Origin of the sequence: Streptomyces sp. NPDC018026 (assembly GCF_044327745.1) — a bacterium.
Classification (GTDB): domain Bacteria; phylum Actinomycetota; class Actinomycetes; order Streptomycetales; family Streptomycetaceae; genus Streptomyces; species Streptomyces rubrogriseus.
In genome coordinates this window covers 296,247-313,644 of sequence record NZ_JBIRFY010000004.1, presented here as the reverse complement: position 1 = coordinate 313,644, position 17,398 = coordinate 296,247, and the positions used below count along the sequence as shown (strand labels likewise).

General features: G+C 70.6%; 14 protein-coding genes and 2 pseudogenes. 5 read left to right on the top strand and 11 right to left on the bottom strand.

Translation table 11 applies throughout. The features are described from left to right. Positions 1-40 precede the first annotated feature (40 nt). From ACH4D3_RS15475 to ACH4D3_RS15465, 3 genes are read right to left on the bottom strand one after another with little or no spacing between them, the layout of a single operon-like run. The gene (locus ACH4D3_RS15475) at positions 41-1,132 is read right to left on the bottom strand and encodes an acyltransferase (RefSeq protein WP_398321935.1); all 1,092 of its coding nucleotides are present in this window, start codon (positions 1,130-1,132) and stop codon (positions 41-43) included. Next, the gene (locus ACH4D3_RS15470; RefSeq protein ID WP_398321932.1) at positions 1,132-3,405 is read right to left on the bottom strand and encodes a bifunctional polysaccharide deacetylase/glycosyltransferase family 2 protein; all 2,274 of its coding nucleotides are present in this window, start codon (positions 3,403-3,405) and stop codon (positions 1,132-1,134) included. The genes ACH4D3_RS15475 and ACH4D3_RS15470 overlap by 1 nt, the downstream gene beginning before the upstream one ends. A gap of 18 nt (positions 3,406-3,423) precedes the next feature. Further along, complete coding sequence (locus ACH4D3_RS15465; RefSeq protein WP_398321929.1) at positions 3,424-3,837, bottom strand: hypothetical protein; 414 nt, start codon at positions 3,835-3,837, stop codon at positions 3,424-3,426. A 199-nt stretch (positions 3,838-4,036) separates the two neighbouring features. Here ACH4D3_RS15465 and ACH4D3_RS15460 point away from each other — a divergent pair, with 199 nt between their 5' ends. Continuing rightward, positions 4,037-5,005 carry a chitinase gene (locus ACH4D3_RS15460; protein WP_398321926.1) on the top strand — a complete coding sequence of 323 codons (969 nt, stop codon included), beginning with the start codon at positions 4,037-4,039 and terminating at the stop codon, positions 5,003-5,005. Between the two features lie 32 nt (positions 5,006-5,037). On the opposite strand, the gene ACH4D3_RS15455 is transcribed toward ACH4D3_RS15460, so the two are convergent. From ACH4D3_RS15455 to ACH4D3_RS15420, 8 genes and pseudogenes are all read right to left on the bottom strand, one after another. Beyond that, on the bottom strand, positions 5,038-5,637 hold the full coding sequence (locus tag ACH4D3_RS15455) for a hypothetical protein (protein WP_398321923.1): 600 nt from the start codon (positions 5,635-5,637) through the stop codon (positions 5,038-5,040). Positions 5,638-5,644: 7 nt separating this feature from the next. Next, positions 5,645-6,844 carry a cyclic dehypoxanthinyl futalosine synthase gene (gene mqnC, locus ACH4D3_RS15450; RefSeq protein ID WP_398321920.1) on the bottom strand — a complete coding sequence of 400 codons (1,200 nt, stop codon included), beginning with the start codon at positions 6,842-6,844 and terminating at the stop codon, positions 5,645-5,647. Between the two features lie 78 nt (positions 6,845-6,922). Beyond that, a complete protein-coding gene (locus ACH4D3_RS15445) occupies positions 6,923-7,738 on the bottom strand; it encodes a prepilin peptidase (protein WP_398321917.1) in 816 nt (271 codons plus the stop codon). Continuing rightward, entirely contained in the window at positions 7,735-10,764 is a 3,030-nt protein-coding gene (locus ACH4D3_RS15440) for a BTAD domain-containing putative transcriptional regulator (protein WP_398321914.1), read from the bottom strand. Before ACH4D3_RS15440 ends, ACH4D3_RS15445 begins: the two co-directional genes overlap by 4 nt. A 217-nt stretch (positions 10,765-10,981) precedes the next feature. Further along, the gene (locus ACH4D3_RS15435) at positions 10,982-12,049 is read right to left on the bottom strand and encodes a hypothetical protein (protein ID WP_398321911.1); all 1,068 of its coding nucleotides are present in this window, start codon (positions 12,047-12,049) and stop codon (positions 10,982-10,984) included. Then, positions 12,049-12,699 carry a hypothetical protein gene (locus ACH4D3_RS15430; RefSeq protein WP_398321908.1) on the bottom strand — a complete coding sequence of 217 codons (651 nt, stop codon included), beginning with the start codon at positions 12,697-12,699 and terminating at the stop codon, positions 12,049-12,051. The genes ACH4D3_RS15435 and ACH4D3_RS15430 overlap by 1 nt, the downstream gene beginning before the upstream one ends. A 126-nt stretch (positions 12,700-12,825) precedes the next feature. Further along, a complete protein-coding gene (locus ACH4D3_RS15425) occupies positions 12,826-13,728 on the bottom strand; it encodes a hypothetical protein (protein ID WP_398321905.1) in 903 nt (300 codons plus the stop codon). A 49-nt stretch (positions 13,729-13,777) separates the two neighbouring features. Continuing rightward, positions 13,778-13,877 (bottom strand): annotated as a pseudogene (locus ACH4D3_RS15420) (ATP-binding protein); the annotation flags it as partial. A gap of 24 nt (positions 13,878-13,901) precedes the next feature. Between ACH4D3_RS15420 and ACH4D3_RS15415 the strand changes: the two are divergent. The 4 genes and pseudogenes from ACH4D3_RS15415 to ACH4D3_RS15400 all read left to right on the top strand — a co-directional run. Next, a pseudogene (locus ACH4D3_RS15415) lies at positions 13,902-14,224 on the top strand (Scr1 family TA system antitoxin-like transcriptional regulator); the annotation flags it as partial. A 186-nt stretch (positions 14,225-14,410) separates the two neighbouring features. Then, on the top strand, positions 14,411-15,997 hold the full coding sequence (locus ACH4D3_RS15410; protein ID WP_398321902.1) for a putative T7SS-secreted protein: 1,587 nt from the start codon (positions 14,411-14,413) through the stop codon (positions 15,995-15,997). A gap of 76 nt (positions 15,998-16,073) precedes the next feature. Then, positions 16,074-16,757, top strand: coding sequence for a hypothetical protein (locus ACH4D3_RS15405; protein WP_398321899.1), 684 nt, complete (start codon positions 16,074-16,076; stop codon positions 16,755-16,757). After that, the gene (locus tag ACH4D3_RS15400) at positions 16,757-17,380 is read left to right on the top strand and encodes a hypothetical protein (protein WP_398321896.1); all 624 of its coding nucleotides are present in this window, start codon (positions 16,757-16,759) and stop codon (positions 17,378-17,380) included. Before ACH4D3_RS15405 ends, ACH4D3_RS15400 begins: the two co-directional genes overlap by 1 nt. Positions 17,381-17,398: the final 18 nt, after the last annotated feature.

Genomic DNA, 17,398 nt, shown 5'->3' with positions numbered 1-17,398 from the left:
CCCATTGTTGCAGCACCCGCCCCTGCCGCCGCCGACGGGCTCACGGCAGCAGGCGCGGCCGCTTCCGCGCGGCGACGTCCTCCACCCACCCGAACAGCAGCACGAACACCGCGATCAGGGCCCAGCCCACCCCGAGCAGGAACCACTGGCTCTCCAGCGGCAGGTACGCCTCAAAGGCGGGCACCTCCCAGAACCGGTCGATCAGCGGCACGGCCAGGACGAGGGCCAGCTCGTGCCAGAGGTAGACGGTCACCGCGCGGGCGTTGAACACCGCGACCAGCCGGTCCAGCCGCCGCAGCCGGACCAGTCCCGAGAGGCCGATCCCGAGCCGCTCCTTGGCGTACATCAGCAGCGTCACGGACCCGGCGGACCAGAAGGCCTGCGCGAGCGGGATGTCGTCGAGGTCGTAGGTGCCGTACTCGCCCCGGTGCGCGAAGGCGTACCAGGCGCCGTAGGCGAGGGCCGCGAGCGACAGGGCGACGACGGCGGCCGGCCTCAGGCGGGCGAGCACCCCGTCGCGGTGCGCGAAGCCGAGGATCCAGCAGAACAGGTACGTCGCGAGGTCGAGCAGCCCGGTGCCGAAGCGGTTCTCCGGCGGCTGCCAGAGGAACTGGAACGCCACGACCGGCGCGAGGGACAGCAGCAGCACCGGCACGGGCGCGAGCCGGAAGACCCGCAGCAGCAGCGGGGAGAGCAGCACGAACCACAGGTACGTCCTGAGGTACCAGAGGATCTCCCAGGCCTGCTCGCCCCACGCGCTGCCCGGCGGGTCGCCGAGCGGCACGACCCAGAAGACGATCTGCCACCCCGGCATCCAGCCGCGCGCCAGCATCGCGCCCACCACGAACAGGCCCCAGCACCAGAACGGTGGCAGCAGGCGGCGCAGCCGGCTCCCGAGCACCGTGGCGGCGGGACGCCGCAGCGAGCGGGCTATCAGGGTGCCGCCCAGGCCGAACATGATCCCCATGGACGGGAAGACCAGCCCCGCCCAGGGCCAGCCGAAGGCGTGGTACGCGACGACCCGGACGAGGGCGAGGGCACGCAGGGTGTCGAAGTAGCGGTCCCGCACCGCCGGGGCGGCACCCTCCGCAACCCGCACGGTGCGCGCGGCGCCCCGGCTGTGCGCCCCCATCAGCCGGTCCCCGTGGTCCCGGTGGTGCCCGTGGTCCCCGTCGGCGTCCCCACCTCGCCGGTCCGTTTCAGTTTCTGCCAGCGCAGCCGCCCGCCGGTCAGGGCGGTGACGCAGGAGTGGATGAGGACGAGGTACATCATCTGCCGGTACGCGAGCTGCTGGAGCGGCATCATCAGCAGGTACCGGTACTTCTCCCGGTCGAGCCGGAAGGCGTACGCCGCGCACACCAGCTGCACGCCCAGCACCGCGAGCCAGGCGAGGAGCGCCGCGCGGAAGTCGACGAACAGCATCGAGTAGACGGTGAACACGTCGATGAGCGGGGCGAAGACCGGCGTGACCACCTGGAAGAGCACCACCAGCGGCATCCCGACCCGCCCGAAGCGGCCCGAGGGCCCCTTGTCCGTCAGGGACCGGCGGTGCTTCCACAGCGCCTGCATCGTGCCGTACGACCAGCGGTAGCGCTGGGACCAGAGCTGGCCGAGCGACGCCGGCGCCTCCGTCCAGGCTCGGGCGTGCTCCTCGTAGACCACCCGCCAGCCCGCGCGGTGCAGGGCGATGGTGATGTCGGTGTCCTCGGCGAGGGTGTCGTCGCTCATGCCGCCCGCCTGGAGGACCGCCTCGCGCCGGAACGCGCCGATCGCGCCGGGGATGGTCGGCATGCAGCGCAGCAGGTCGTACATGCGCCGGTCGAGGTTGAAGCCCATCACGTACTCGATGTGCTGCCAGGCGCCGATGAGGGTGCGCCGGTTGCCGACCTTGGCGTTGCCCGCGACCGCGCCGACGCCGGGGTCGGCGAAGGGCTGCACCAGGTGCCGTACGGTGTCGGGCTCGAAGACGGTGTCGCCGTCCATCATCACGACGATGTCGTACCGGGCGTGCCGGACGCCGTTGTTGAGGGCGGCGGGCTTGCCCGCGTTGGCCTGCCGCACGACCCGGACGCCGGGCAGCCCGAGGGATTCGGCGATCTCGGCCGTGCCGTCCGTCGAACCGTCGTCCACGACGACGATCTCGACGGGGTGGGTACTGCGCGCCAGCGATCTCAAGGTCGCCTCGATGCACTCCTTCTCGTTGTACGCCGGGACGACCACGCTCACCGGCCCGGTCACGGGCGGGCCCCAGCCGAACCGGCGTCTGTTGCGCTGCCGGTGATGGCGGCGGGCCAGGACCAGCATCATCGCGAACCGGCCCATGACGGCCACGCCCACGACGACGAGCCCGGCCGACAGCGCGGGGACCGTCCACTCGGCGACGGCGACGGCCGCGATCAGCGCCTTGCCCTCGTAGAGGGTGGCGCCGGTGGCCCGGTGATGGGCGGCCTGGAGGCTGTCGCCGGGACCGTTCGTGTCCGGGGCCGCGGCGGAGGGCCCGCCCGTGGGCTGCTGATCGGCCATGACACCGCTGACGGTGGTGAAGGTGTAGCCCTTCGCCTTCATTTTCTCGATGTACTCCGGCAGCGCCTCGATGGTCTGCGACCGCTCGCCACCGGCGTCGTGGAAGAGGACGGAGGCCCCCTCGCCGTCCTCCGGCGTGGCCCACTCGACGATCTTCGAGACGCCGGGCCGTTTCCAGTCGTCGCTGTCGGTGTCGATGAAGACGCTGGTGTAGCCGTCCTCGCCGAGGCTCTCGTAGACGGGCCAGCTGTAGTTGTCGATGGCATCCGTCTGGGAGGAGTACGGCGCCCGGAACAGCGTGGTGGTGATGCCGGCCGCACCCGCCAGCGCGAGCTGGGTCTGCTCGATCTCGCGGGTGACGCGGGCCTGGCTCTGGTAGGAGAGGTCGACGTGGGTGAAGGTGTGGACGCCCACCTCGTTGCCCTGCTCGACCATGTCCCGCACGATCCCCGGGTGGCGCGAGACCATCGAGCCGACCAGGAAGAACGTGCCGGGCACGTCGTACTTCTCCAGGATCTCCAGCACCTGGGGCGTCCAGGTGGGGTCGGGGCCGTCGTCGAAGGTCAGCACGATCGTCTTGTCCGGGACGGAGACGGTGGTGGCCTGCCCGCCGGGGAAGGACAGGATCGGCCCGCCGTCGAGCACGTCGTCGGGGACGTCGCTCGCCGAGGCGCCGGTGCGTACGCGCTGGTCGCCGCCGACCTCGGCGCGCAGATAGCCGTCGAGGAGCATCACGCAGGTCAGGGCGAGCAGGAGGAGCAGGGCGAGGAGCACGCGCGGGCGTTGCAGTGCGGCGGCCCGGCCGGCGGCCCGTTCCATCCGGGAGGGGGCACGGCGGCGGCCCCGCGCGGGCGGGGTGGGGGGTGAGGTGGGCGTGGTCATAAGCGTGGGGGCGTCCGGTCAGTCGGTGGGGGCGGTGGTGAGGGCAGTAATGGGAGCAGTGGCGCTGGGGTCCGGGCTGGGAGAGGCGGCGGGTGCGGTGCGCGGTGGAGCGCCCGTGGGAGCGACGCCGCCCTGCGGACGCGTACCGCCCCCGGGCCCCGGGCCGCCCTCCGGTCCGCCACCACCACCGCCGACGCCGAAGGGCAGCAGCGCGGACGGGTTGACCGAGATGCCGACGCCCATGAAGGCCAGGCCCAGGACGACCGTGTAGCCGACGCACACGGCTCCCACCAGCAGACCCAGCCGGCGCAGCAGCCGGGCCCGGCGTCCGGTGCTGTCGACGAACACGGGCCCCTCGGCGGGCCCGGGGCCGCGTTTCCGACGGCGACCGCGCGGGGCGGCTCGGGAGGCGGTGGCAGGCTCGGATCGCATTGCCCGGACGTTAGGGAGCGTTGCCTGTCGCGAACTGGCAGTTCCTTGAGAGATCCCGGTGAATAGCGCCCCGTCCTGTCCGTTGCCTGGGAGCCGGGTCCGATCGGCGCCATTTCCTCAGCCAAGGCCCAGGAAGGCGTGGCACCTTCACTGATCCGACGGCGACAACGGACGACGACGAGAACGGGAGGGTGTGCTCATGGGGACTCACCGGAACACGGCAGCCGGGTGCGCCCTGTTGTTGGCCCTGGCCACCGCGGGCTGCACAGGACAGGACCGCACCACCGCCTACGCCCCCTACGTCGGTGCCACCACCGCGTCCGCCACCGACACGGCGGGCTCCCCCACGACGTACAACCTGGCGTTCGTCATCTCCTCCGGCGACGACTGCGTCCCCCGCTGGAACGGCGTCCAGGACATCGACGACGCCTCCGTCGCCTCCCGCGTCGGCAAGCTGAGGGAGTCCGGCGCCACCGTCCGCGTCTCCTTCGGCGGCGCCTCCGGCACGGAGCTGGCGGCGGCCTGCGACAGCGCCTCGCAGCTGGCGGCGGCGTACGGCACCGCCCTGGACGCGGCCGGTTCGACGCAGGCGGACTTCGACATCGAGGGCGACGCGCTGACCGACACCGGCTCCGTCGCCCTGCGCTCGGAGGCGATCGCGCTGCTCCAGGAGCAACGGGACGGCCTGGAGGTCTCCTTCACCCTCCCGGTGATGCCCACGGGCCTGGACACCGACGGCCTGGCGCTGCTGGCGTCCGCCAACGACCACGGCGTACAGATCTCCACGGTCAACCTCATGACCATGAACTACGGCGAGTCGTACACCGCCGACATGGGCGACTACGCCCTCGCCTCCGCGAAGGCCGCGCACACCCAGCTGAGGAAGGTCTTCGGCACGTCCGACGCGGACGCCTGGCGGGGCATGGCGCTCACCTCGATGCTCGGCGTCAACGACGTCGCCGGTGAGACCTTCACGCTCGCGGACGCCGCCGAGGTTCGCGCCTTCGCCGACGAGAAGGGAATCGCCTGGGTGTCGATGTGGGCGGCGTTCCGGGACAAGCGGTGCGCCGAGGACGCGTCGGCCACCGACGCGCTCACCACGTGCAGCGGCGTGGAGCAGAAGGACGGTGCGTTCGGGAGGACGTTCGGGACGGCGCCCGGCACCTAGGGCCTGTCCGACGAGCCCCGCGGACCGCGCGCTCAGCGCCCCCGGTACACCAGACGGCCGCCCACGACGGTGGCGACGCACGTGGCCGCGCCCTCCCTCACGAGCGCGGCCCGGTCGGGTACGTCGAACACCGCGAACCGGGCGGGCTTCCCGGCAGCGAGCCCGGGCAGCAGCACCAGCGGCACCGGCGAGAGGGACGCGGGCCCGGGCAGGGTGGCCGGACGCCCCGCCAGGGCGAGCCCCGCTCCGCGCACCGCGTCCTGGGCCGCGCGGCCGCGCAGCTCTCCGGCGACGGCGACGGTGCCGTGCGCCAGCATGCGCTGCACCCCGCGGCGCGCGCTGGCGCCCCGCGCGGACGCGTCCGCACCGAGGAGGGCGAGCCCGCGCTGCCCGAAGATCGGCTCGGTGCCCAGCCGGTCCGCTTCGCGCGGGTCGGGGTGGTACGCCTGCTCCAGCAGTTCCGGGCCGTACGGGTTGAGCAGTCCGGGCGTCAGGATGCCGGGCCACCGGCGCACCCGCGCCCGTGGGTGACCGGCGGCCAGTTCCTCGTACGGGCCGACGGCGGCGAGTTGCGCACCGTCGACCACGACGGCCGTCTCGGGCGAGGCTTCACAGACGTGGATCGTCAGCACGGCGGCCTCAGTTGGGGGCGAGCAGCTTCAGCTCGGGGTGGGCCGTGCCGCCCTCGATCGCCGTGGAGGAGATGTGGGAGACGACGCGCTCGTCGACGGGGTCGTTCGCCGGGTCGTCGTGCACGACGAGGTGCTCGTACGTGGTGGCCCGCTGCGCCGGGACCCGCCCCGCCTTCCTAATGAGATCGATGATCTCCAGCCGGTTGGACCGGTGCTTGGCACCCGCGGAGGAGACGACGTTCTCCTCCAGCATGATCGAGCCGAGGTCGTCCGCGCCGTAGTGCAGGGAGAGCTGGCCGACCTCCTTGCCGGTGGTCAGCCAGGAGCCCTGGATGTGGGCGACGTTGTCGAGGAACACCCGGGCGATGGCGATCATCCGCAGGTACTCGAAGAGCGTGGCCTGCGTGCGGCCCTTCAGGTGGTTGTTCTCGGGCTGGTAGGTGTACGGGATGAAGGCGCGGAAGCCGCCGGTGCGGTCCTGCACGTCCCGGATCATCCGCAGGTGCTCGATGCGCTCGGCGTTGGTCTCGCCGGTGCCCATCAGCATCGTGGACGTCGACTCGACGCCCAGCCCGTGCGCGATCTCCATGATCTCCAGCCAGCGCTCGCCGGACTCCTTCAGCGGCGCGATGGCCTTGCGCGGCCGCTCGGGCAGCAGCTCCGCACCGGCACCGGCGAAGGAGTCGAGACCGGCGGCGTGGATACGGGTGACGGCCTCCTCGACCGACACCTTCGAGATCCGCGCCATGTGCTCGACCTCGCTCGCCCCCAGGCTGTGGATGACGAGCTGGGGGAACTCCTTCTTGATGGCGGCGAAGTGCTCCTCGTAGTACTCGACGCCGTAGTCCGGGTGGTGGCCGCCCTGGAACATGATCTGCGTGCCGCCCAGCTCGACCGTCTCCGCGCAGCGGCGCAGGATGTCGTCGAGGTCGCGGGTCCAGCCCTTCTTGGTGTCCTTGGGGGCCGCGTAGAAGGCGCAGAACTTGCACGCCGTGACGCACACGTTCGTGTAGTTGATGTTGCGCTCGATGATGTACGTCGCGATGTGCTCGGTGCCGGCGTACCGGCGCCTGCGTACGGCGTCGGCGGCGGCGCCCAGCGCGTGCAGCGGGGCGTCGCGATAGAGGTCGAGCGCCTCTTCGGGGGTGATCCGCCCACCGGCGGCGGCGCGGTCGAGGATGGGCTGAAGGTCGGCCTTCTCGGTCACCGGCGTCCCTTTCGCAAGGTTCGTAAGGGTTGTGGACGGACCGCACCAGCGTACGCCAGGCCCTTCGCCCGCTCGTGGTCAGGCCGCGTACGCCCCGGCCAGGACGCCGAGGAAGGCGCCCGCGATGAGGAACGGCCCGAACGGGATCGCCGTCTTGCGGTCCGCGCGCCGGGCGACGAGGAGGGCACCGCCGTACAGCGCCCCGAGCAGGAACCCGGCGAAGGTGCCCAGCATCAGGGTGGGCCAGCCGTACCAGCCGAGGACGGCACCGGCCGTGAGGGCGAGCTTGACGTCGCCGAAGCCCATGCCGGCCGGGTTGATCAGGAACAGCACGAGGTAGCCGGCGCCGAGGGCGAGGGCGCCCAGCAGGGCGGTCGTCCACTCCCCCGCGTGCTCGGGCACGAGCGCGGTGAGGCCGAGCAGGACCAGCGCGGCCCCGGCCAGCGGCAGGGTGAGCGGGTCGGGCAGCCGCCGTACCTTCAGGTCGACGACGGCCAGCAGCACGCCGACCGGGGCGAGCAGCAGCCAGACGGCCACCTCCGGCCGGGTGCCGGTGGCGGCGGCGAGGGCGGCGCAGACCAGGGCGGTGGCGACGGCGAGGGACGCGGTGCGGGGGCCGTAGGACGCCTGACCGGCCGGGCACTGCCCGCACCGGGCCCGGCCGAGCCAGCCGCGTACGGGGTGCCCGTCCGGACACCGCTCGCGCCAGGCCTCCCCGGAGGGCGCGGCGAACCGGTAGGCCGCGCGGGGCAGCAACGCGCCCGTCGCCGCGCCCCAGAGCGCGGCGACGAGGACGATGACGAGGCCGATGTCGATCGGGGAGTCGAGGGCGATGTCGATGGCGGAGTCGACGGCGGAGTCGACGGCGGAGTCGACGGCGGAGTCGATGCTCATCCGGCGGCGGAGACGCCCTCGCGCCAGGTCGGCAGCAGCTCGTCGAGCAGCGCCTCGGTGCGCGGTGGCACCCCGCGGGCCCCGCTGCGGGCGACGAGGTCGGCGGCGAGGGCGCGCAGCCGGTCGGGGTCGCCGGTGGAGTGGGTGGCGCGCAGCAGCTCGTGCCACAGGCGTTCGTCGGCGGGGGCGGTGCGCAGCGCCGCGGTCAGCGCCTCGATGGCCTTCTCCGCACGGTTCTTCTCCAGGTGGAACTCGGAGAGCGCCAGCCCAGTGTCGGCGACGAGCAGCGGGAGCTGGGCGTCGACGATCTCGTGGGTGAGCCAGCGGTAGCGGCCCTCGGGCCGGTCGGCGAGCAGCGGCCCGCGCACCAGCACCAGCGCGTCGGTGAGCAGCCGCCCGCGCACCTGGCGGCTGCCGACGCCGCGGCCCTGGGTGGCCTCGTAGTAGAGGGAGCGCAGGACGTCGAGGTCGGAGACGACGGACTTGGCGAGGGTGAGCCGGCCGGTGGCGTCGGTGCCGAGCCGAGGGGTGCCGTCGGGGTCGGAGCCGAGCCAGGCCCGCAGCCGCTCCAGCAGCGCGTCGCGTACGTCCGGCGTCACGCCGCGCGGCCACAGCGCGGAGGACAGCACCCGCGGGTGGACCCCCTCGCGGTGCAGCAGGAGCAGCGCCAGCGCCTCGTGCAGCAGGGCGCTGCGCTCACCGTCGGGGGTGTCCAGGCCGATGATCTCGTACGACCCGACGAGCCGGGCGTACACCGCGGGCCTGCCCTGCTCGCTGATGTCGACGAGGAACGGCGGGGCGTTGGCCGGCCGGCCGGGCCCGCCCTCGGGGTCGGAGCCGGAGCCGGGATCGGCGTCGGTGAACAGCTCGACGACGGCACGCCGCTGGGCGGCCGGCAGCATCTGGGCGTCCAGTTCGAGCCCGAGCAGCGGCGCGAGCAGGCGGCCCTCGCCGGTGATCTCCATCTCCCAGGCGGCACCCGGCAGGTCGGTGCCCCCGGTGCCGACGAGGTAGCCGATGCCGAGCCGGCCGGCGTCGGCGGCCAGTTCGGCCAGTCGCAGCGCGTCGTCGTCGGAGGGCTGGGCGGCCAGCAGGACCAGGTGCGGGGCCCAGCGTGTGTGCTGGGCGGGCCCGGTGCGGCCGGTGAGCACGGAGTCGTGCCCGGCGGCACCGAGCGCGCCGCGCCGCTGCCGGGTCTCGGCGGACATCGTCTCGAAGAGGTCCTCGAACCCGTCGAGATGGCGGATCCGGTTGGGCGCGAGGGGCGTGAGATCGTCCCCGAACCCGACCAGGGTGATGGTCATACGGTCCGACCAGCCGTTGGTGGCCAGTTCGGCGGCGACCGACGCGAACACGGCGGCCCGGTCGGCCTCGGTGCCGCCGAGCGAGACGATGCCGGGCACGGCCTCCAGGTTGAGCAGCAGCCGGGAGTCGTCCATGGTGCCGAGACTGACGAGCCCGGGGTACGGCGCGGCCGTCTCGGCCTCCTCGTACCCCTCGGCGTCGGTGCGGGCCAGCATCCAGAAGGTCTGGTCCTGACCCTGCTGCCACGGCGCGGGCGGCTTCCCGGCCGGCTGGGCGAGCTGGAGGTGCAGGTCGCCGTTGCCGCTCATCCAGGCCGCGTAGACGACGGGCAGCGGGCGGGACTCGGCGGTGAGGGAGGCGGCCAGCCCGCGCAGCGACCGGTCGAGCAGGCGTACGCCCTCGGGGTCGGCGCCGACGAGCAGCGCGTCCTGCACGTCCTGGGCGTCGCCGGTCGGCGTGGGCGGCTCCATGCCGCGCCGTCCGCCGACCGCGCCGAGCGCCGACTGCCACATCGCCTGCCGGCGCCGTCGCCCGAGGGCGCCGAGGAGACCGGCGGCGAGCAGCGGCGCGGCGAGGAGCGCCTCGGGCAGCCCGAAGGAGTCTCCGGCCGGTGAGGCGGCGGGGGTGGCGTGCTCCTGACCCGTGCCGGGGACGGGAGTGGCCGGTGTGACGGGGTTGGCGGGGGTGGCAGGGTTGGCGGGCGTGGGTGCGGGCCGCTGCTCGGGCAGGGAGACCTGTGCGTCGCCACCGCCACTGCCCTGGGCGTGGTCCCCGGTCTGCGCGTAGTCGCTGATCTGCTGCTGCGCCTGCTCGGAGACGTTCGGCGCCGCGTCGGGCATCTCGACCAGTTCGCCGCCGCGGGCGTCGCCGGGCATCTCCATGATCCAGCCGGGCCGGATGAGCGAGGCCTCCGACAGCCGGGACCCGTCGGGCTGCACCCGGTCCTTGTTGAGCTCGAAGATCTCCTTGTACCGCCGGCCGTCGCCGAGGTGCCGTTCGGCCACCTCCCAGAGGGAGTCGTGGTGACGCCCCTCGGGCGGCTGGATCCGGTAGTACTTCGTGTCGCCGTGCGCGGCGGAGGCGCCACCGTCGGCACGCGCTGCGGCCTGCCCCGCCTGTCCGGCCTGCTCGGCGAGGGCGTTGGCAGTGGCGGCCGCCTGTTCCTGCTGCTGGGCGAAGATCCCCGGCGTCTGCTGGGCGGCGGCGACGGACGGCTTCTGGTTCCCTTCCAGGCTCTGCCCCAGCTGCGACAGCCCCGGTGTGAGGCTCGCGGCGGTGGCGCCGACGAGGAGCAGGGCGGCGACCAGCTGCCGGGCCAGCAGCTGACTGGGCCCCGACCCCGGCACCCGCCCCGGCACGCCGACACCGGACAGCGCGGCCTTGACCTCGACCAGCACGCAGGCGGTGAACTGCGCCCAGGCGAGCCAGACGATGACGGTGAGGATGTGGAGGAACGTGGTGACGGTGATCTCGCGCTGCAGCCAGTCGAGGCTCGGCGCGCCACCGGGGAACGGCCACCCCGCGGTCACGGCCAGCGCGAACGGCACCCCGACGACCAGCCCCGCCAGCACCACAAAGGCCAGGAACGCCTTGACGAAGTCCCCGAACGACCGCCGCCGCACCCGCACGGGCTGAGGCGTGCGGTTCCTCGGAGCCGAGGATGCCGGAGGTGCCGAGGGAGCCGTCGAGCTTGACGAGCTGGTGGTGCGGCGTCGCGGCATGGCGGGTGTCCTGTGTCGAGTGTGGGAGGAGTCAACTGCGTGAGCTGTCGGGGGCTCGTCGAGCCTACAGAGATCTTATGGACTGGCGCCGACAGCGGAGAAGGCCCCGAAGAACCGGGCTCGCAACTCCTGCACCGTTTCTCCCCCTTTACCCGTAAAGCCGTCGGACTGCCCCACCCTGAGGAAGGGGTCTCCCGCGCCCGGCGACCGACGGGGCCTATCGGTTGACGGCCTGGATCTCCCGCACAGCCAGGTCCTGTGTGGTCTCGAAGGTGCCGTCGGGCAGATCGCCCTGAGCTCCGCCGGAGCCCTCCCAGGAGATCTCCCATGTGATCGACGCCTTCAACTGGTACGGAGCGTCGCCACTCGCACGCAGGTACTTGATCCCGCAAGGCGGCGTCCGTTCGGCAGCACCCTTGGAGTAGGGAGTGCCGATGGAACCGTCGGCGTTGATCTCGCAGTCGCCGGACGAGGGATACGTCTCGGCATCCTCGGTGCCCGGGTCCAGGTGCAGCGCCACGGGTTTGGCGGTGGTCTCCGCCCACACGCCGGCCGCCTCCAGCTCTGCACGGACCTTGACCTCCTGGAAGGTCGCCTTGTCCAGCCACACCCAGGTGGGCAGGTTCACCTTGGACTCGGCGGCGGGCTTGAGCTCGACCTTTGTACCGGGAACCTTGATCTTGTCGTACGCGTAGGCCGCCAGGACGTCGGGAGTGGGAGCGTGATCATTGTCCGGGAGGGTGTTGGCGTCCTGCCAGAACAGGGTGCGGTCGCATTCGTAGGACGCCGCGTCGTTCTCCCTTTCCTTGTTGATCACTCCGCGCCAGAACCGGCCGTCCTTGCCGATGTTGTAGTTCTTGTAGCCGTCGCTGTCACCGGTCCGGCCCTCACCCTTTTCGTACTGGGTCACCATCAGCTCCTCACCCCAGGAGAGCGTCGGCGTGACAGCCACCAGATCACCGCCCTTCTTGAGGCGGTCCACGGCGGCCTTGAGCTGCTCGGGCGTGGCCACGGGCTCGTACCAGCAGGCGGGCGGCTCCCAGTTGGGGTCCACCGGGGCGAGCGCCTTGGGAGAGGTGCCGGAGCCGCTGCCACTGACCTGTGTGACCTTGATGCCGGTGGTGGTCGCGGAGGCGGTCAGTGTGTTGCTGTCGGCGCTTCCGGAAGGGCCCGTGGACGGCTGCCGGTTGTCCTCGTCACCGATCGCCTGCGCACCCGGAGTGGCCAGGGCCACCGCACACAGCGAACCGAAGAGCACGAGTCCCGCCTTGGACAGCGCCCCCATCAGGAACAGGCTCCCGGCACCACGTCGACGGACGCGGCTTTCCAGACCCCCTGCGACGTCTTGTCGAGGTTGATCCGGTACTGAATCACACTCTCCGGCTTGTCCGGGGTCTTGGTGACTTCGCCGGTCTTGCGGTCCTTTGTGGATGCCTGGCGCTCGTCGACGCAGTAGAAGAGCACACCGGATCCGGAGTCACCGATGCTGACCTGGGGGTCGAAGACCGTGACCTTCCCGATCAGGGTTTCGTCATCGTCGACGAACTGCTTGATCCACTTGCGGGCGGTCGGCAGAGTGGCGTCCGAGTTGTAGAACGCCACCGCGTCGGACTCCGGGTCCGCCTCGATCACCGCGGCGTACTGTGAACGCAACTCCTCACGGCCGTCGTTCAGGATCGCCTGGAGCTTCGGATCGCTGTTCGTCCAGCTCTCGAAGTCGGCCTGGAACTCCTTGGGGAGCGTGATCTCCGGCCGGTCGACACCATCCGGCGCGGCAGAGGCCGTAGGGCTCACGGAGGCGGTTGCTCCACCGCTGGTGTCCGCACCCTTGATCTTGTCCGACGATGTGTCGTCGTCGCCCGAGCCGCAGGCGGTCAACAGCAGGGCCGCGGATGCGGTGAGCGCGACGGTCACTAGCCGGGCGGGGCGGTTCACGCTTGGACTCCCGTTGAGGTGGGGGGCAACTGGAGTGAACCACGCTATCCAAGAGCCGGCCCTGCCAACAGACGGACCCCGGCCGTGACAGGAATCGGCTGTAGCCGAACCATGCCTGCCAGGTTGTCAGGCCCCGTCCCCGGCGAACAGGTCCTCGGCGCGCGTGACATGAACAGCCCGCTGGGACCACGTCTTCAGCTGATCCGGGTCGGCACAGGAAAGTACCCGCTCTCGAACGGCATCGGACACCGAAATACCCCGCCACTCCAGAATCTCCAGCGTGATTTCGGAACGGGCCTCGGCCCGGCCCTCCTCACGACCCTCCACCCGGCCCTCCTCACGAACCTTCTCGGCCACGGGGTTGTTGAAGAAGTAGCGGATCTCCGACATCAGGTCCCTCCAGAGGTCCTTGGCCCGGGAATCACCCAGGCACGATTCGATGAGCTGTCCGAAGACCGCCGCACTGTCACCGTCGACGGTCCGCAGAGCGCAGGCCAGTGGTTCCAGTATGGCGGCGGCCCCGGCACCACGCCCGTGCGTCATGGCCGACAGGACGGCCAGCGGAACGTCCCTCTCGGCCTCTCGCTCATTCGCAATCACCGGCACGTTGTCCGGACCGATCACCAGTGGCCGCACGGTCATCGAGTCCCAGCCGGGCAGCCCCCGCCGGATGGGCTGAGCCGCCCAGCGCGCCGTCGCACTGTTCTGCGTGATCACGACGAGCACCGGCTCGCACCGGTACTTCTCATACAGATACGAGAGGTAATAGGGCCAGCTGCCGCGCTTCTTCTCGTCCTTCTTTCCCTGCGCCTCGACGACGAGAAGGTAGGCCGCTTCGTCCGTCTCCACCCGCATCAGCGTGTCCACGCGCCGTTCGACGGGCTCAATCTCCGTAACGTCGGCATTCAGAACCGCGAAGTCACGCGGCTCCGGGAACGGAACGTGCAACACCTTCTGAAACGCCCGCGTCAGCAGCGCCGGGTCCTTCTGAAAGACCCAGTGCAGCGCCTCGTGCGACGAGCCGACCATCAGCTCTCCCTCCTGTACGACGCGATCAACGAGCTACGCCGCGACGAGGTCACACGTACTTGCCCCGGTTTCCGCCCCTGGCCGGCGGCTGCCACCCCCACAGGTCCGCACACGCCCGCACGAGCGCGACCCCGCCCCTTCTCCTCGTCCGTGAACGCGTCCAGGTTCCCGGGGACACCGCCGAGGTCGAACATCATGCGACGGCGCTGCGTGAGATCGTGATCACGCACGTTCCCGGGTTGCTCCAGACCACCGACTACACCCGCGCGGTGTACACCTACGTGATGCCGGGCCTGCCCGACAGTGAACTGACGCCGCGGATCGAACACCGGATGCGGCGGCACTCCGTGATCGAGGGTGCCAACCCGACGCCGTACGAGACGATCATGCCGAACCTCAACTGAACCAGCTTCGAACACTGTTCCGTAAGGTGGAGGAGGCGTCGCTGAGCCCTGCGGCGTCACGGGACTTCATCCACCGTCTGACGAAGGAACTCCGCGTGGCGACACGCGACTCGACGGCACCCTCCCAGGGCACACTCACCATCCCGGTCGGCACCTTCGCCGCCCTCATCCGGAGCCTCAGGACGACGACAACTGTCTGACCGGGACCCCGATCGGGTGCGATAAGTTCAGACGCGCGTTCTAAGCGAGGGCATCGCACGGGCACGGGGGAGAACACGGTGTCGCACAGGCCGGCGGACTGGTACGTACTCGACCTGGACAAGGACCCGACGCCGGGCGACCCGGCCCGCATCCGCAAACTCGCCGGCACCCTGAACGACTTCGCCGACGACGTGTCCGACGTGCTGCGCGACCTCAAGGGCATCGCCAAGGAGGAGGAGATCCTCTCCTGGGCGGGCAAGACGGCGAAGGTGTTCGCCGAGGAGTTCGAGGACGCCCCGAAGAAGCTGCGCAAGCTGAAGAAGTCGTACGGCCTGGCGGGCGACGCGCTGGCCACCTTCTGGCCCGATCTCCAGGATGCCCAGGAGAAGGCCGACAAGGCGCTGCGCGACGGCCGCAAGGCCCGCGAGGAACTCACCACCGCCCAGACCGCACTGACCGGTGCCGAGGACTGGGTGCGCAGGGCGACCGAGAAGAGCGACTCGTACGACCCGGCCAAGAACGGCGGCAAGGACGTCCCCAAGCCCGACGAGGCCGACGTCCGCCGCGCCACGCGTGACGCCCAGCACGCGAAGGCCCGCCAGGCGGCGGCCGAGCGGAACGTGGAGAGTGCCCAAAGCGCCCTCGACGCGGCCAAGAAGCTCGCCGGCCAGGCGAAAGGGCTGCGCGAGGAGGCCGCCCGCCGGACGGTGGCCAAACTCCGGGAGGCCTCCGACGCCGGTATCCCCAACCGGCACTGGTGGGAGGAGGTCGGCGACTGGGTCTCCGACCACTGGGACGAGATCGTCACCGTCTGCAAGTGGGTCGTGACGATCGTCGGCATCATCGTGATGATCGTGGGCGGCCCGTTGGGCTGGCTGGTGTTCGCCGCGGCGCTCGTCGTGATGGCGGACACGATAAGAAAAGTCATCAAGGGTGAGGCGGGCTGGGGCGATCTCCTATGGGCCGCCTTGGACTGCATACCCGCCACCAAGGGCTTCACCAGCCTCGCCAAGCTCGGCAAGCTGTGGAAGGCGGGCGGCCTGCGGGCCTTGGGCACCGGGTTCATGAAGGGCATCGGTGGAGGGCTACTCAAGAAGATCCAGCAGCTGAGATCTGGAGAGGGCCTACGCGGCATCTACCGCCCGTTCAAAGGATCTGCCCGTCTCTTCGGTGGCACTATCCCCTACCGGGCCCTCACCCCCAAGGCGCGGCAATTGGCAAGGGACCTGACCAAAGGGCCCGTTCCCATCACTCCCAACGAAGTCAACATATCTCACATGTCCGAACTTCAGCAGTTCCACGGAGTGGAGCACGCAGTCGTACAGAACCCCTCGGGACAGATGCGTCTCTTCCAGGGGGACGAGGTTACGACGATCGTTCCGAAGGAACTGCGCGACGAGGGCTACAAGTTCACCGTGCACACGCATCCCGAAGACCGCCTGCCCGGGCCGCCTGACGAGATGGAAGCCGCTCGTGGCATGAAGAACAGCATGAGCCGCGACCTGGACAACAAGAGGACCCCTCACATGGAAGCGGTCATCAGCCGCGACGGGCAAGTCCGGTTCTTCGACAACACGGGCGTTCTGGAATTGCCTCCGGGTACTTACCCTCCGGGCGGCCCCGTCAGCGAGCGCGGCGGAATCGTCCCCGTGACCGGCCTATGATGATGGAAGAAGCGACGCACTACCTGCCTTCCTCCGCGATTCAAGTGACCCTAACCCGGACCGACAGGCGATCAAGATGCCAGACGTGAATGAGTGCCAGATCTGTGGTGCTCCGGCTCCACTCATCCCGGGACAGTGCGACGGTGTCGCCGGGTACCGTCTGCTACGGGATCCGTGGTCCCCGAAACCCGCCTTCCTCGACGGGAACCTCCATTTCTCCTGCCTGTCGGAGTCCGATCGAAACGGGCTCTTCTTTGACGAGTTCACCCGTATGCTGCGCGCCGGCCATGAAGAGATCGAGAGCCTGGATGGTTCTCCTCCTCCCCTTACCAGGATGGGCCTGGGCATGACGGAGATTTTTTCCGGCGCCGAATGCTGCGTATTCCAGAGCGGCGTTGCCGACCGATGGATGGTGGTGAAACGCGACGGACCCTGGTTCCGTCTGCGCCTGGAAGACATCACTGAACTCGCCCGCGGTGCCACTCTCCAATCTTCCTCGGACGTCGTCCCGTACCGTCTTCCGGTCGACCTTGGCAGCGACGTCAGGGAGTTGAGCCTTGCGTCCCTGCTGTCCGTCCTGGGCGTGACGGATCGCTACGAGCCGGACGTCGTGGAATACGAAGCGGTCGACTACTACCCGCCGAAACTGCTGCTCGAGTACGTGGCTCGCGCACCGCTGAACCTGCCTCGTGAGGCGGTGGCATTCTTCACGGAGTACGTTCAGAATTACACCCCGGTAAGTTACGACGACGAGGCCTGATGCCCACACGTTCCACGCCCCTTGGCGTATCCCTGTCGGTCCCGGAATCGTGGTGGGAGTTCGACATCCGTCCCGAAGGCCGGGAGGCGACGATCCGCGCCTTGGTGGATGAACGCCTCGACGAGACGCCCGAGCTGGCGCCGTACCGCGCCGACCTGACCGCCATGCTCCGGAAGATGGCCAAGGACGCCCATGACTCCGGTGCCCTCTACCTGGGGTGCATGGCGGAGAACTTCGACGGTGTGCCGCTCTCGGCGACCGTCACCGTGTCCGTCCTCGGCGCCAAGAACCAGCAGGGTGTCGCCCTGTCCACCGACCCCCGGGCCATCGCCGACAGCCTTCGGACGATCACCGCGCGCCGGGAAGGGGACGCCTGGCGGAAGGTGACGACCGTCGACATTCCCGAAGTGGGCCCGGCCGCGCGGACGTACGGCGTGGAGGACGTGCCCGTGGCGCCGGGCGACAGTCGTACCCTGCGTATGGTGCTGACGCAGACGTACGTCCCCGTCCCCGGAACCACCGACCAGGTCGTCCTCGTCTCCGGAGCCAGCCCGGTGCTGGATCTCGCCGAGGCGTTCCACGACATCTTCGACGCCGTGACAGGCACGTTCCGTTTCGTCTGACCCGCAGAGAGGACTTCG

Coding starts and splice junctions, on each gene's coding strand:
- ACH4D3_RS15475 (WP_398321935.1), bottom strand. CDS start 1,132: ATGGGGGCGCACAGCCGGGGCGCCGCGCGCACCGTGCGGGTTGCGGAG.
- ACH4D3_RS15470 (WP_398321932.1), bottom strand. CDS start 3,405: ATGACCACGCCCACCTCACCCCCCACCCCGCCCGCGCGGGGCCGCCGC.
- ACH4D3_RS15465 (WP_398321929.1), bottom strand. CDS start 3,837: ATGCGATCCGAGCCTGCCACCGCCTCCCGAGCCGCCCCGCGCGGTCGC.
- ACH4D3_RS15460 (WP_398321926.1), top strand. CDS start 4,037: ATGGGGACTCACCGGAACACGGCAGCCGGGTGCGCCCTGTTGTTGGCC.
- ACH4D3_RS15445 (WP_398321917.1), bottom strand. CDS start 7,738: ATGAGCATCGACTCCGCCGTCGACTCCGCCGTCGACTCCGCCGTCGAC.
- ACH4D3_RS15440 (WP_398321914.1), bottom strand. CDS start 10,764: ATGCCGCGACGCCGCACCACCAGCTCGTCAAGCTCGACGGCTCCCTCG.
- ACH4D3_RS15435 (WP_398321911.1), bottom strand. CDS start 12,049: ATGGGGGCGCTGTCCAAGGCGGGACTCGTGCTCTTCGGTTCGCTGTGT.
- ACH4D3_RS15425 (WP_398321905.1), bottom strand. CDS start 13,728: ATGGTCGGCTCGTCGCACGAGGCGCTGCACTGGGTCTTTCAGAAGGAC.
- ACH4D3_RS15405 (WP_398321899.1), top strand. CDS start 16,074: ATGCCAGACGTGAATGAGTGCCAGATCTGTGGTGCTCCGGCTCCACTC.
- ACH4D3_RS15400 (WP_398321896.1), top strand. CDS start 16,757: ATGCCCACACGTTCCACGCCCCTTGGCGTATCCCTGTCGGTCCCGGAA.